Genomic DNA, 13996 nt, shown 5'->3' on the forward strand with positions numbered 1-13996 from the left:
CAATGAAAAACCAAAACTTTTTATATTACTGTTTCCCTTTTGAGAAAAGGGACTTAAAAAACAAAAAGAGGTACTTGCGCACCTCTTTTATATATTGATTATTTTCTGATATTCAATACTTTGATAATTTCACGATATCTGTTGATATCTTTCTTTTTCAAGTAGTCAAGTAAAGATCTTCTTTTACCTACTAATAATACTAATGAACGCTCTGTATTATAATCGTGACGATTTTTTTTCAAGTGCTCTGTTAAATGTGCAATTCTGTGAGTGAATAATGCAATTTGTCCTTCTGCTGAACCAGTGTTTGTTGCAGCTCCTCCGTGTTTAGCGAAGATCTCTTCTTTTACTTCTTTAGTTAAGTACATGCTAATATTAATTAATGATTATTATGTATGTCTATACAGTTGTTGTACGACGGGTGCAAAAGTAAAAAAAAAATATGAGTTATAAGATATAAGTTGTGAGTTATTTTATGGATTAGAATAATTTTGAAACTTCAACCGTTAATTCTTCTAGAAAACGTTCATCATCAGTAGTAAATGCATCGATTGTGTGGCTGTCAATATCGATTTGTCCAATGTTGATACCGTTGACAAATATGGGGATCACGATTTCAGATTTTACAGTGATGCTACAAGCAATGTAATTCTTTTGACTGCTAACATCTGGTACTATAAAATTAGTATTAGAGACGGCTACTTGTCCGCAAATTCCTTTCCCAAAGGGAATGATAGTGTGATCTGTTTCAGCTCCTACATATGGGCCTAGGTGTAGCGTTTGGGTTTGATGATTGGCAAAGTAAAATCCAACCCAATTGTAATGCGGAACGTTTTTATGTAATAACTGGCAAACGGCCAAAAGTTTTTCGTCTCGATTTGAAACTGAATTTGTTAGTATTTCCTGGGTTTGTGATTTTAAATCTTGAAAATTCATCTTTTTTAAATTAGTTTTACACAAAAGTAGCAACTGTTCTTTTGAAATTAATTGATTTGGAATCTAAAGTTTTATTTTGAAAAAATATTTTACCCTATACAAACCCTTTTTAATTTTTTTAGCCAAGTTTTTTTTGACGTATATTAGTATGACTTTTGTTTATCAAAGTTATTTGGGGAGTTTTGAGGAAGGTAATTTAGATTCGATAACCAAATTAGTGGCCCGAAATACAGAACAGTTTTTGAATATGTTTCAGGTTAATTTTCAAACTGAACTGGGAGATACGGGATTGTACATTAAGTTGATTTATAATCAAAAGTATGTCGCTCGAATGGTAGAGGGATGCAATGCCATCAGTATTATTATTTTGTTTGCTGCTTTTGTAGTTTCATTTTCTAAGAAACTATTGGTAACTTCACTATATGTATTTTTTGGTTCTATTGCAATATTTGTTTTGAATGTGGTACGTGTTGCTGTTTTATGTGGTTTGTTGTATTTTTTTCCAAACCAAGAAATCATTTTACATCGAGTGTTTTTTCCGCTATTTATATATGGTTTTGTCTTTTTGCTCTGGTTGATATGGATTAATAATTTCTTTTTGAATGCTAAAAAAACTACTGAAACATAAATTAAGAATAGTAATAGGAGGAATCTTTGTTTTTCTACTGGTTTTGGTTCGTGTTTTTGAAAGCGATTTATTTTACGACCCATTCCTGAGTTATTTTGAAGGGGACTTTATTAATGCGCCGTTGCCAGATTATAATGCTTTTTATCTGTTCTTGGGCTTGCTCTTTCGTTATTCCTTAAATACTATTATCTCGCTTGGACTTATCTTTGTTTTGTTTAGGAAAATAGAATTCGTAAAGTTTGCTTTTTTTCTGTATGTGTTGTTTTTTGTTTTGTTGGTTAGTTGTTTATTTGGACTAATCTATTTTTATGGAGCCAGTCACAATTGGTTGCTTTTTTATATACGCAGATTCTTGATTCAGCCCTTATTTGTATTGTTGTTTATTCCGGGCTTCTATTACCAACGAATTGTGAAGTAATTTTTAAATTATATCGAAAAAATCTGCCCTTTAAGAACCATCTCAAAATTAGAGTGATTTTTAAAAGAGCAGATTTATATTGGATGAACTTCAATTAGTTTTTAGCGGTCCAAAAATGCCTTAAATCTAAAGTATAAGGGTATTCAGGGTTGATGAGCTCTATAGGAGTATCGTGTTTTAAATCTGATTTGGATTCTACTAAAAATCGGGATGTTGCGGTGCTATTTGTAGCAGTTTCTGTTTCTGTTTCTTTTTCTTCTATTGTTGTTATAGGTGTGTGTCCAAAATCCCAAAAACGACTCATTTTTCTAGATTCGGCTTCAAAGCTATTTACAGGGTAAGTGTCAAAACTACGTCCTCCAGGATGGGTTACAAAATAAGTACAGCCTCCAATAACCTTGTTGTTCCAAGTGTCTACCAAGTCGAAAACGAGAGGAACGTCAATACCAATATTAGGATGTAAAGCAGATGGCGGATTCCATGATTTGTATCGAATACCAGCTACATATTCTCCTTTTATTCCGGTATTTCGTAACGGAATTCTACAGCCTTTGCAGAGTAAAATATGTCTTTCTGGAACAATTCCAGAAACTTTGACTTGTAAACGTTCTAATGAAGAATCTACAAATCGAGAAGTTCCTGAGCTTGTTAATTCTTCACCAAGTACATGCCAAGGTTCAATACCTAATCTGATTTCCAGCTGGATATTGTCTATTGTTACTGTTCCATGATGTGGGTATCTGAATTCAAAGAAGGGGTCAAACCATGAAATATCAAAGTTATATCCTGCGTCCTTTAAATCATTCACAACATCTATCATGTCTAGATAAGCAAAATGTGGTAATAAGAACTTGTCATGCAGTTCTGTTCCCCAACGAATGAGTTTTTTCTCGTAAGGATTTTTCCAAAATTTAGCAACCAAGGCACGAACCAATAAATTTTGAACCAAGTTCATGTGTTTGTGTGGAGGCATGTCAAAGGCACGAAGTTCTAAAATTCCTAGTCTTCCTGTGGAGGAGTCTGGTGAATAAAGTTTGTCGATGCAAAATTCGGTTCGATGAGTGTTTCCTGTAATATCCGTCAAAAGATTTCTGAAAATCCGATCCACCATCCAATACGGAACTTCTTTGTCTTTTGGAATTTGTTCAAATGCAATTTCCATTTCGTACAATTTCTCATCTCTTCCTTCGTCAATACGCGGGGCTTGGCTGGTTGGGCCTATAAATGGACCTGCAAATAGGTAACTCAATACAGGGTGGTGTTGCCAATATGTAATTAAACTACGCAGTAAGTCGGGTCTTCTTAATAACGGACTGTCTTCGGGTCTTTCGGCACCAAGAGTTACGTGATTTCCTCCGCCAGTTCCTGTGTGACGGCCGTCTACCATGAATTTGTCAGTGCCTAGTCGAGAAAGGAAAGCTTCTTCATACAAAGCTGTTGTATTGTCTACAATTTCTTGCCACGATTTGGCAGGATGCACGTTGACCTCAATTACGCCTGGGTCAGGAGTGACCATCATTTTTTCCATGCGATAGTCTGATTTAGGCTGGTAGCCTTCAATTCGAACAGGCATTTGTAATTTTTCAGCCGTATTTTCGATGGATGTTACTAAATCAACATAATCCTCTAAATAATCAGTAGGCGGAAGAAAGACGTAAATGATACCATCACGTTCCTCAATACACATAGCTGTGATGAAGGTGTCTACATCAAACAGCAATGGGTTTTTCTCTTTTTCTTTAGCTTCTTTTTTGGTTAAGATTCGTTTGGCAGCTTGGAAAATTTTCGATATTGTGCCGTAACGTTTTTGAACTTTTTCATTGTAATCGCCCAATGGAGGTAAGTCTTCAAAGGGGCTTCTATCAACTACCGTTTCTCTTTTGTTTTTGGATGTTTTTGGCAAAGAGTCTAGTGGTAAACGCAAGCCGATAGGAGAGTTTCCGGGAATTAGAAAGCAATTTCCTCTTCTGAATTCCCAAGCACAACTTTCCCAATTGTCTTCGGAATAGTTTTTTCGCAAGGGTAAAACAAAACCTGAAGGATTGTTTAAGCCTTTTTCAAGTGTTTTAGCCAAATTATGGCGTTGGATGGAATCTTTTAAATCTACAGCTAAGGGATCTAGATTGACTGGGAGTTTTCCTTCTTCTAATGCCCAATAAATGGGGTCTTCATAGGTTGGAGTAATATTTTGAGTGTCGATGCCGAGATACTTGGTGAGTTCTGTTGCAAATTTTTCGGCATCGTGAAAAGTAAAGTTTGTTTCGCCTTCTTTGGCTACTAAAGCGTCATTTTTCCATAAAGGCAGTCCATCTTTTCTCCAATATAATCCGTATTGCCAGCGTGGAAATAATTCTCCAGGATACCATTTTCCTTGACCAAAATGTAGTAAGCCCCCGTGAGCAAAGCGTTGTTTTAGTCGAAGCGCTAAATCGTAAGCTAATTTTCTTTTTAGTGGTCCGTCAGCTGTAGTGTTCCATTCAGCAGATTCATAATCGTCAATGGAGACAAATGTGGGTTCACCTCCCATAGTCAAACGTACGTCTCCAGCAATCAAATCTTGTTCGACAACATTCCCCACTTCCATGATGTTGTTCCATTGTTTTTCAGAATAGGGTTTGGTAACCCTTGGGTCTTCATGGATGCGAGTGACTTTGTTTTCAAAATCAAAACTTACCTCACATTTTCCAGTAGCACCAGTGACAGGAGCGGCACTTTCATAATGTGGTGTACAGCATAATGGAATATGTCCTTCACTTGCAAAAAGCCCGGATGTAGGGTCAAGTCCTATCCATCCTGCGCCAGGGAGATACACTTCTACCCAAGCATGTAAATCGGTAAAATCATTTTCTGGTCCCGATGGTCCGTCAAGAGATTTGATATCTGGAGCTAATTGTACAATGTATCCTGATACAAATCGAGCTGCCAGACCAAAATGGCGCAAAACATGAATGAGCAACCAAGCAAAATCTCTACAAGAACCACTTTTGATTCGTAATGTTTCTTCGGGTGTTTGCACACCAGCTTCCATGCGTACATTGTATTTGAGTGCTTTGTAGATAGATTGGTTGAGGTAAACTAAAAAATCATTGGTTTTTGTGCTCTTATTGAGTTTGATGTTTTCGATAAACTTCAAGAATATAGGGCTTTCTTCGCTTATTTTTAAGTAAGGGATTAATTCTTGTTCAAGGGTTTTGTCATATTTGAATGGGAATTCCTCTGCATATTCTTCAACAAAAAAATCAAATGGATTGATGACTTGTAGTTTGGCAATTACTTCTACCTCTACTTTAAGTTCTTGAATATTTTCAGGGAAGACTATTCGAGCTTGGTAATTTCCAAAGGGGTCTTGTTGCCAATTAATGAAATGATTGTCGGGGCTAATTTTAAAAGAATAACCCTCTATGGCGGTTCTAGAATGTGCGGCAGGGCGAAGTCTAAAAACGTGAGGGAATAATTTGACACTACGGTCAAATTTATAGGTTGTCTTGTGTGAAATGGCAACTTTAACAGACATAAATATCGAGTTTTTAGTTTCTAAAATTTTACTAAAAATACGAGATTAATATTGTTAACGTATAAAAAAAAGATGACTAAATTGATAAATGTCAGAATGATAATTTAGGTGCTGTAAAGTTGTAGATAATGTAAATTTAGCTAATTATAAATAGGAAATAAAAAATGTCTCGGAAGGAAAAGATTCGCTGTTTTCCTCATTTAGTAGCTCGCATTCTATATTCATTTGGGTACAAAAGGCATTTCCAAAGATGGTTGCTACTGCAATTTCGGAGCCGTCTTTACCGTCAGCAATTTTAACCAATTGATTTAAAGAGGCTAAACGAGTAGGGTCAAAAACAATCCAATTGTTGCCAAGATAAACTTCAAAACAGGCATGAATATCTGGCGGATAAATGTTGCTAGCATAGCAGGTAAAATAACGCGCTGGAATATTCAAGGCTCTACATAAAGCGATGCCTAAATGTGCAAAATCTTTGCAAACCCCTTCACGTTTATTAAGTGTGTCAAAGGCTGTGGTGTTGGCATCAGTCGACCCACTTACATATTGAATGTTGTTGAAAATCCATTCATTGATGGCTAAGGTTTTTTCTAAATCTGTTTGAATGTAGCCAAAAAGATTAAAGGCAAAATCCATTAGTTTATCTGAAGGACAATGTCTAGTAGGCGTGAGATAAGGGATTATTTCATTTTTCAGATCGAAAATAGGAGTGTTTGTTAAAAGTTTCTTTTTTGCAATCAACTTAGGTTTTACGGCTACTTTTGCTTGGTAATGAATGCTAAAAGGGACGTATTCAGTGGCTTGAATTTTGAAAAATCTTGCTTTGGAGTTCTTTAAGTTGAATTCTTTGAAAGCTAAACTAGGTTTGATTTGGAGAGATTCAGAAAGGATTTTTTGGTTTTTGGAAATATTTAAGGCCTGGATATTAAATACGAATGTTGAGGGAGTGTATACATCGTAATAAATAGCTGTTTTAAGTGTGAATTCCATAAAGTAAAAGTACTAATATTGAGGATAATCGAACGGCTTTTCTTAAAAAAAAATGTAGATTTGTTTCTACCTTTAAACACCCCAAATGAGCACCCCTTTATCTTTTTTAGAATCTTATCAGGAAGCGATTAAATCATACGATGAAGTTATTGATAAAAATGGCAAAGTAAAACCCTACTGGGAAACGTTATTTCAGACCCTAGAAGCCGTTGGGATGGAGGAGATAGCCATTCGAAATAAAGAGATTGTTCGTAAGCTTAAAGAAAATGGAGTTACTTATAATGTATATGATTCCGAAAATGAATTGGTTCGCCCATGGAAACTTGATCCAATCCCTTTTGTTATTCATCAATCAGAATGGGAGATTGTTGAGAAAGGATTAGTTCAGCGAGCAAAGTTATTGGATCTAATTTATAAGGATATTTATGGGGAACAACTTTTAATCAAAAATAATATCATTCCTGCAGAATTGGTTTATGATAATACGGGGTTTTTAAGGCCTTGTTTTGATATTGGTCAAAATGATTTACATCAGTTAACCATTTTAGCCTGTGATATAGCAAGAGGTCCTGATGGTAAGATGTGGTTGCTTGATAATCGGGTGCAATCTCCATCGGGTTCGGGATATGCATTGGAAAACCGTATTGTCATGGCAAATGTTTTTCCAAAACTGAATAAAAATATTCACCGCAGTAAATTAGGGCCGTATTTTAATGAATTGCAAAAAACGGTTGGGAAATTAGGTGGAAACACGGATAATCCTAATGTCGTGTTTTTGTCTCCTGGTGAAGGAAATGAAACTTATTTTGAGCATGTTTATCTTTCGTCATATTTAGGATATACCCTAGTCGAAGGTAGCGATTTGTTAGTGCGAGAAGGCTATGTTTGGCTAAAAACTATTGATCAACTAGAACGTGTAGATGTGATTATTAAGCGTGTCGACGATGTTTGGTGCGATCCTTTGGAGCTCAATAGTAATTCACTTTTGGGGATTCCAGGTTTGTTACAAGTCATGCGTTTGGGCAATGTAACGGTGATTAATCCTCCAGGAATAGCAGTTTTAGAAAATCATGGGCTAATGGCATTTATTCAAAACGCTTGTAAATTTTTGCTAAAAGAACCTTTGCTAATGAATTCAACCGCTACCTGGTGGTGTGGGCAAACGAAAGAATTGAATTATGTTTTGAATAATTTACCAAAACTGATCATCAAGAAAACCAATCGAAATTTGGGTGTAAAGTCAGTTTATGGACGAAAGCTAAATGAAAAAGAATTAGCCGAATTGAAAGCGGCCATCATTAAAAATCCAAAAGAATATGTCGCTCAAGAAGAAGTAAGTCTTTCTACGACGCCGTCTTTGATTGATGGTGAAATTGTTCCTAGATTGGCGGTAATCAGAGCTTTTTTAATTTCTGATGGTAAGAATTACAAAGTCATGCAAGGTGGATTGACTCGTAGTTCTGTAGTGGAAGATAAATTTCAAATATCCAATCAATTTGGAGGGATTTCTAAAGATACTTGGGTCATCACTGATACTTTGCCTGAAATTAAAGAACAAACCTCATTTCAAGAGCAATTAATTGATGTTAAAAAATCAAGTCAAATTTCTCGTAGTACAGCATTGACCAGTAGAAATGCTGAGAATTTGTTTTGGGTAGGAAGGCTATCTGAAAGAACGATGGCATTGACCAGTTTCCTGAAAATCATTTTTAGCAGATTAAATGAAAACGTGAACAGTCATGGAAAAAAACAACCAGAATTTTTGATTGTGTTGTTAAAGGCCGTGACGCATTTGACGCAATCTTATCCTGGATTTGTAGGTGAGGATGGAGAAGAGGACGAAACTGTTTTTGAAAAACCATTGGCCGAGTTGATTTCATTGATTAATGACCCTAAGAAGGAAGGTTCTGTTACTTACAATGTGCAGTCATGGTTGTATTCGATTAATCATATTAGCGAAAAATGGAATCAGGATACTAAGAGAATTATCGGACTTATAGAAGATAGTTTGACAGGGTTGAAAGAGTCTAATGTGGTTAATATCAATCAAACTACACATGGATTAGATAAATTGTATATTAGACTGATGGCTTTTTATGGGAATACGTATGAGACTTTGCCAAGAGAAAATGGTTTCTTTCTTTTTGAAGCGGGAAAAAATATTGAGCGATTTTTGTCGCTGATTTCGGTGATACAAACTTTATTTTGTTTCAAACGGAGCGAAGATGTCGAGCAGTTGTTATTAGAATCCGTTCTTGAAAATCATAATCTATTAGCGCAGTATAGGAGCGTTTATAAGTCCCAAATAAATCTAGTGACAGTTATAAATATGTTGTTTTTAGAGAAAAAATCGCCCTATACGCTAGCTTATATTTTAGATACACTTTCCTATAATATTGGGCAACTGCCTAAAAAATCCGAATTCAATCAATTGAGTATAGCTGAGAAGAAGGTGTTGGAAGCCAGTACCATAATAAAATTAATTGACCCTGAAGAATTGGTTCAGGCTGATGGTGCAAATTATAGAGAGTTGCTTGATGAGACCATTAATTCGGTTTCAGGGCTTATATCATCTGTTACTAATGCATTGTCAAGCTTGTACTTTAACCACTCGGTAATGCAACTTTCATTTTTAGAAACTGAAAAAATTGATTCAGATGAAGTATAAATTAATTCATAAAACTACCTATACTTATGTAAATGCTGTTCATAATTACCAGTGTATTGTGTGTTTACATCCTGTAAATTCAGACAAACAAGTATGTGAAGATTTTAAATTAACGATAGAACCAAAACCACAAAATTTATACCCAAGAACAGACTATTTTGGAAATATCAAGTATTATTTTTCTATTCTAAAACCTCATAAAATACTTCAAGTAGTAACGACAAGTATTGTAGAAGTATTTCCTCCAGAATTATTATTTGTCAATTCCATTACCTGTTCGGAAACCTTAGAGTTATTTAGTTCCAAATTGCATTTAAAAAATGAATTACTTCAATTTCAACTTCCTAGTCCTTTTATATTTTGGGATGATGAAATCAAGGCATTTGCAGAAAGCTGTTTGGTTCCTGATTGCTCCTATTATGAAGCAGTATCTAATTTATCATCAAAAATATTTACAGAATTCGAATTCAAATCAGGTGCTACCAATTTGAATACCCCTTTGAAAACGGTATTGAAAGAACGCAAAGGAGTTTGTCAAGACTTTACCCATTTGATGATTGCTTGTTTACGAAGTATGGGCTTTGCTGCCCGATATGTAAGCGGTTATTTGGAGACTTTGCCGCCAAAAGGGAAAGTGAAATTACAAGGTTCTGATGCTTCTCACGCTTGGGTCTCTGTATACGTTCCTGGCATGGGTTGGTGTGAATTTGACCCTACGAATAATATGATTCCTGGAGAACGTCATATCGTGACCGCTTATGGTCGTGATTATGCAGATATTTCCCCGCTTAAAGGAATTATTTTCAGTTCGGGTGAGCATCGCGTTAAAGTTGAAGTTGATGTGATTCCTTTATTGTAATAGTTTCGATTTCATTTCTTTGTACCATTAATATTTTAAATGGCTAGCGGATAAGCACTTTTTTTCCTATCTTTAAGAGAACGTTTTTTTTCAAGAATCAAAATAATGGTGATATGAAAGTAAAAAGTCAAACTGGAGATAGTGTCGATTTTGACCCCGAAAAATTAAGGCGATCTCTTTTGAGTTCAGGCGCAAGCATGTCTGTTGTGGATGATATTTTGCAAAGATTAACAGAGGAGGTTTATGAAGGTATAACGACTCGTAATATCTATAAAAAAGCATATAGCTTACTAAAGAAAAATGCAAACTTCCATGCGGCGAGATACAATTTAAAAACAGCGATTCATTTGCTTGGACCTACAGGTTTTTATTTTGAACAATACATTGCTAAGATATTTGAATCTGAAAAATATGAGGTCAAAATGAATGTAACATTACAAGGAAGATGTGTTTCTCATGAAGTGGATGTATTGGTCAAAAAAAATGATCGCATCGCTATGATTGAATGTAAATTTCATGTTAGTCAAGAGGCTGCTTCTGATGTAAAGGTACCAATGTATATTCTCTCCCGATACAATGATCTCAACCAAGTGAATCATAAAGTCTTTTCGCAAAAAGACGAAATCTCAGAATGTTGGATTGCCACCAACAATAGATTTACTACAGATGCTATAGACTTTGCTGCTTGCTCTGGAATAAAATTGCTCAGTTGGGATTATCCTAAAGACAACAGTATTAAAGTGAAGAACTACAGAGATTGTCTGTATCCTGTGACATGTTTGACCACTATTACTTTGGCAGAAAAAGAAAAATTATTAGCACTAGGTGTAATTCTGGCCAGAGATTTAACAACCAGTCCAGAACGGTTAGCGCAGATAAAAATAAGTCCCAAACGTGTAAAAAACATTGTTAAAGAGGTTACAGAACTTTGTAAATGTTTTTGAATTATAATTATTGTTTCATCTAAGTTTAAGCAAATGAAAGTAAAATTTATAGGAGGTGCGGGTACTGTAACAGGATCTAAAACCTTAATTGAGACTGGTACGATGTCCATTTTAATAGATTGTGGACTTTTTCAAGGGATTAAGCCTTTGCGGGAACTTAATTGGGAACCAATACCTGTTTTGCCTTCGTTAATTGATGTGGTTTTGCTAACGCATGGTCATTTAGATCATTGTGGTTGGTTGCCAAGGTTAGTAAATCAGGGTTTTCAAGGAAAAATATATTGTACTAGTCCTACTGCAGATGTTGCAAAACTAATTATTTTGGATAGTGCCAAGATACAGGAGGAAGAAGCTGAAAAAGCACTTAAGGAGAATTATTCCATTCACGAAATTCCAGAACCATTATATACTGTAGAACAAGCCAAGAAAGTATTGCCTTTGTTTAGAATTGTCAAACCAGGAGAGCCATTAATTTTGGAGGATGGGAGTGAGGTAGTTTTTAATCCTGTAGGGCATATAATTGGGGCTTGTAGCATTAGTTTAAATGCTGAAGGTAAAACATTGGTTTTTTCGGGTGATGTAGGTCGAGAAAACGACTTTTTGTTGTATCCACCTATCAAACCAAAAAAAGCAGATTATATTTTCCTTGAAAGTACGTACGGCGATAGATTACACCCCGATACAGATGTAAAGTTTGAGTTAGAAACCTATATCAATACTACTTTTCACAATGGTGGTACGGTAATCATTCCAAGTTTTGCAGTCGAAAGGGCACAAACAGTGATGTATTTGATATGGCAATTAAAGAAAGAAGGTCGCATTCCTGATATTCCATATATTATTGATTCTCCGATGGGAGCAAGTGCCTTTGAAGTTTTTTTGCAAAATAGCAAATGGCATAAATTAACACCAGAAATATGTCAATCGATGGGTAATATGTTTACTATAAATGCTGACTACGAAGAAACCTTGAGTGCCATCTATGATAAAGGTCCCAAAGTGGTAATAGCAGCCAGCGGAATGGTAACGGGAGGTCGTGTCTTAAGTTATTTAGAGTATTATATTGGGATTCCAGAGACTACGATTGTTATTGTAGGCTATCAAGCAGAAGGAACTCGAGGCAGGAAATTGTTAGAAGGAGCCAAATCGATAAAAATTTATGGTAATTATTACAATGTAAAGGCCAAGATATTACAAATTCAAGGATTATCTGCACATGGTGATCAACAGGATTTGCTGGATTGGCTTTCTGACTTAGAGGAAAGACCAACAAAGATTTTCTTAGTACACGGCGAAAATGAGCCTGCTGATGCACTTAGAATCAAAATCAAAGAAGTATATGGTTATGACTGTACAATTCCGCTTATGGGACAAGAGCGAAAGTTGTAAGTTGTTTTTATACGTTAATAATGTTTTAAAAAGTAATAATAAATTGTTGTTGAACTAAATTATACTTACTTTCACGGCAAATTATAGTTTTAAAATAAACAGACAATGAACAGCTTTGATTGGAAGAATTTAGTAGATCCACTTTTTTATATTCATTTTGATATAAACGGAATAAAACTAGGAATTTATATTGTATTGTTTATTGTTTTTGCTGAAACAGGTTTGTTTGCAGGTTTCTTTTTACCAGGAGATAGTTTGTTGTTTTTGGCAGGGATTTATAATAGAGAATTAGTTGAAAACATACTTTTTCTTGAAAGTGATTTTCTCAATGTTTTTATCTTGGCAACACTTATTGGAATAGCTGGGATATTAGGAAACATAGTAGGTTATTGGTTTGGTGCTAAAAGTGGTTATTATTTGTATAACAAAGAAGATAGCTTTTGGTTTAAGAAAAGCTACTTAATTCAATCCAAAGATTTTTTTGAAAGGCATGGTGGGCGTGCTATAATTTTTGCTCGTTTTTTGCCTATTTTTAGAACATTTGCTCCTATAGTTGCAGGGATTGTAACTATGGACAAAAAGAAATTTATGTTTTATAATGTGGTAAGTTCTTTCCTTTGGACCTATACTTTAATTTTTGCGGGTCATTATTTGTACGGTTTTTTATTAGAAAAATTTCAAATTGATTTGAAAGACCATATTGAATTTATTGTAATTGGTTTAGTTGTGATCACGCTTTCTCCTGTGATTTTAAAATTAACCAAAAAGAAAAAGACCAACTTTGAAGAATAGAGTACAATTGCCTTTTATATTTTTAAATTTCTTGTAAAAAAGTCATTTAGAGAGGTAATTAAAAATATCTATTTTTTTAATTCAACAATCACCTATGAAAAAAACAATCCTCTTTCTCTGTTTGGGAACACTTGCTCTTGTTCAAAATAATTTTGCACAACAAAAAACAGGGACTAACAATGTATGGCTTCAGCTATGTAGGGAAAAACATGTTGACAACCAAAACCTCTTTCACTTTTGAAGGCTCCATGCGTTATGCTGACGGTTTTAATCAAAAACAACAATGGTTTGTTAGGCCAAGTATCGATTATCAATTCGCTAAGAAATTTGTAGGTAGTATTGGTTTTACGCAGTATAAAACTTATGTGTATGGCGAAGTTCCATTGAATAAAATTGATTCACCAGAATCACATGTTTGGATTCAGGGAACATATACGCATACAAGCGGCAATTTTAAATTTGTCCACCGTTTGCGTGATGAAAACCGATTTGTGGGGATTGCGATCAAAGATCCTGTTACTAATGAATATGAAATCGATCGATATGATTACAGGAATAGAGTGCGTTATATGTTTCTGGCGAATTATGCAATCACTAAAGAAAACGAGAAGACCAAGCTTTTTGGAGTGGTAGGTGATGAAGCCTTTTTGAATATTGGTGCTAATGCAGGAAAAACTTTGTTTAACCAAAATAGAATTATTGCAGGACTTGGTTATAACTTTAATCCACATCATCAAGTACAATTAAATTACATACACCAACAGATTTGGAATTTTGGGAATACCATTCAAGAAACAAATCCAACAGTTAGATTGACTTATGTGACCAACTTGGATTTTTATAAAAAGTAAAAGTAAG

At 34.9% G+C, this 13996-nt stretch carries 12 protein-coding genes; 8 read left to right on the forward strand and 4 right to left on the reverse strand.

Annotated features, from left to right (window positions below; genetic code table 11):
• Nucleotides 1–98: 98 nt before the first annotated feature.
• Together rpsO and ACNH59_RS08485 are read right to left on the reverse strand one after the other, a co-directional pair.
• On the reverse strand, nucleotides 99–368 hold the full coding sequence (gene rpsO, locus ACNH59_RS08480; protein WP_418262116.1) for a 30S ribosomal protein S15: 270 nt from the start codon (nucleotides 366–368) through the stop codon (nucleotides 99–101).
• A 112-nt stretch (nucleotides 369–480) separates the two neighbouring features.
• A complete protein-coding gene (locus ACNH59_RS08485) occupies nucleotides 481–936 on the reverse strand; it encodes a GAF domain-containing protein (protein WP_418262117.1) in 456 nt (151 codons plus the stop codon).
• A 76-nt stretch (nucleotides 937–1012) separates the two neighbouring features.
• Between ACNH59_RS08485 and xrtF the strand changes: the two genes are divergently transcribed.
• Together xrtF and ACNH59_RS08495 are read left to right on the forward strand one after the other, a co-directional pair.
• Nucleotides 1013–1564, forward strand: a complete 552-nt coding sequence (xrtF, locus tag ACNH59_RS08490; RefSeq protein ID WP_418262118.1) for an exosortase family protein XrtF — start codon at nucleotides 1013–1015, stop codon at nucleotides 1562–1564.
• Nucleotides 1539–1982 carry an exosortase F system-associated membrane protein gene (locus tag ACNH59_RS08495; RefSeq protein WP_418262119.1) on the forward strand — a complete coding sequence of 148 codons (444 nt, stop codon included), beginning with the start codon at nucleotides 1539–1541 and terminating at the stop codon, nucleotides 1980–1982. Before xrtF ends, ACNH59_RS08495 begins: the two co-directional genes overlap by 26 nt.
• A gap of 94 nt (nucleotides 1983–2076) precedes the next feature.
• Here the strand turns inward: ACNH59_RS08495 and ACNH59_RS08500 are convergent, their stop codons facing one another.
• Together ACNH59_RS08500 and ACNH59_RS08505 are read right to left on the reverse strand one after the other, a co-directional pair.
• Nucleotides 2077–5496 carry a DUF2126 domain-containing protein gene (locus tag ACNH59_RS08500; RefSeq protein ID WP_418262120.1) on the reverse strand — a complete coding sequence of 1140 codons (3420 nt, stop codon included), beginning with the start codon at nucleotides 5494–5496 and terminating at the stop codon, nucleotides 2077–2079.
• A 144-nt stretch (nucleotides 5497–5640) separates the two neighbouring features.
• On the reverse strand, nucleotides 5641–6486 hold the full coding sequence (locus ACNH59_RS08505; protein WP_418262121.1) for a transglutaminase-like domain-containing protein: 846 nt from the start codon (nucleotides 6484–6486) through the stop codon (nucleotides 5641–5643).
• Between the two features lie 85 nt (nucleotides 6487–6571).
• Between ACNH59_RS08505 and ACNH59_RS08510 the strand changes: the two genes are divergently transcribed.
• The 6 genes from ACNH59_RS08510 to ACNH59_RS08535 all read left to right on the forward strand — a co-directional run bounded on the left by ACNH59_RS08510 (nucleotide 6572) and on the right by ACNH59_RS08535 (nucleotide 13989).
• Nucleotides 6572–9154 (forward strand): circularly permuted type 2 ATP-grasp protein, encoded by a 2583-nt coding sequence (locus tag ACNH59_RS08510; protein ID WP_418262122.1) that lies wholly within the window; start codon nucleotides 6572–6574, stop codon nucleotides 9152–9154.
• Entirely contained in the window at nucleotides 9144–10013 is an 870-nt protein-coding gene (locus ACNH59_RS08515) for a transglutaminase family protein (RefSeq protein WP_418262123.1), read from the forward strand. Before ACNH59_RS08510 ends, ACNH59_RS08515 begins: the two co-directional genes overlap by 11 nt.
• Before the next feature lie 113 nt (nucleotides 10014–10126).
• Complete coding sequence (locus ACNH59_RS08520) at nucleotides 10127–10957, forward strand: restriction endonuclease (protein ID WP_418262124.1); 831 nt, start codon at nucleotides 10127–10129, stop codon at nucleotides 10955–10957.
• A 33-nt stretch (nucleotides 10958–10990) separates the two neighbouring features.
• The gene (locus ACNH59_RS08525) at nucleotides 10991–12346 is read left to right on the forward strand and encodes an MBL fold metallo-hydrolase RNA specificity domain-containing protein (protein ID WP_418262125.1); all 1356 of its coding nucleotides are present in this window, start codon (nucleotides 10991–10993) and stop codon (nucleotides 12344–12346) included.
• 105 nt (nucleotides 12347–12451) lie between these two features.
• A complete protein-coding gene (locus tag ACNH59_RS08530; protein WP_418262126.1) occupies nucleotides 12452–13138 on the forward strand; it encodes a DedA family protein in 687 nt (228 codons plus the stop codon).
• Between the two features lie 179 nt (nucleotides 13139–13317).
• The gene (locus tag ACNH59_RS08535) at nucleotides 13318–13989 is read left to right on the forward strand and encodes a DUF2490 domain-containing protein (protein WP_418262127.1); all 672 of its coding nucleotides are present in this window, start codon (nucleotides 13318–13320) and stop codon (nucleotides 13987–13989) included.
• Nucleotides 13990–13996 lie beyond the last annotated feature (7 nt).

It is taken from the genome of Flavobacterium faecale, from assembly GCF_048320115.1.
GTDB lineage: Bacteria > Bacteroidota > Bacteroidia > Flavobacteriales > Flavobacteriaceae > Flavobacterium > Flavobacterium faecale_A.

Coding starts and splice junctions, on each gene's coding strand:
- ACNH59_RS08530 (WP_418262126.1), top strand. CDS start 12,452: ATGAACAGCTTTGATTGGAAGAATTTAGTAGATCCACTTTTTTATATT.
- ACNH59_RS08510 (WP_418262122.1), top strand. CDS start 6,572: ATGAGCACCCCTTTATCTTTTTTAGAATCTTATCAGGAAGCGATTAAA.
- ACNH59_RS08485 (WP_418262117.1), bottom strand. CDS start 936: ATGAATTTTCAAGATTTAAAATCACAAACCCAGGAAATACTAACAAAT.
- ACNH59_RS08495 (WP_418262119.1), top strand. CDS start 1,539: ATGCTAAAAAAACTACTGAAACATAAATTAAGAATAGTAATAGGAGGA.
- ACNH59_RS08505 (WP_418262121.1), bottom strand. CDS start 6,486: ATGGAATTCACACTTAAAACAGCTATTTATTACGATGTATACACTCCC.
- ACNH59_RS08515 (WP_418262123.1), top strand. CDS start 9,144: ATGAAGTATAAATTAATTCATAAAACTACCTATACTTATGTAAATGCT.
- ACNH59_RS08520 (WP_418262124.1), top strand. CDS start 10,127: ATGAAAGTAAAAAGTCAAACTGGAGATAGTGTCGATTTTGACCCCGAA.
- ACNH59_RS08525 (WP_418262125.1), top strand. CDS start 10,991: ATGAAAGTAAAATTTATAGGAGGTGCGGGTACTGTAACAGGATCTAAA.
- ACNH59_RS08535 (WP_418262127.1), top strand. CDS start 13,318: ATGTATGGCTTCAGCTATGTAGGGAAAAACATGTTGACAACCAAAACC.
- rpsO (WP_418262116.1), bottom strand. CDS start 368: ATGTACTTAACTAAAGAAGTAAAAGAAGAGATCTTCGCTAAACACGGA.
- ACNH59_RS08500 (WP_418262120.1), bottom strand. CDS start 5,496: ATGTCTGTTAAAGTTGCCATTTCACACAAGACAACCTATAAATTTGAC.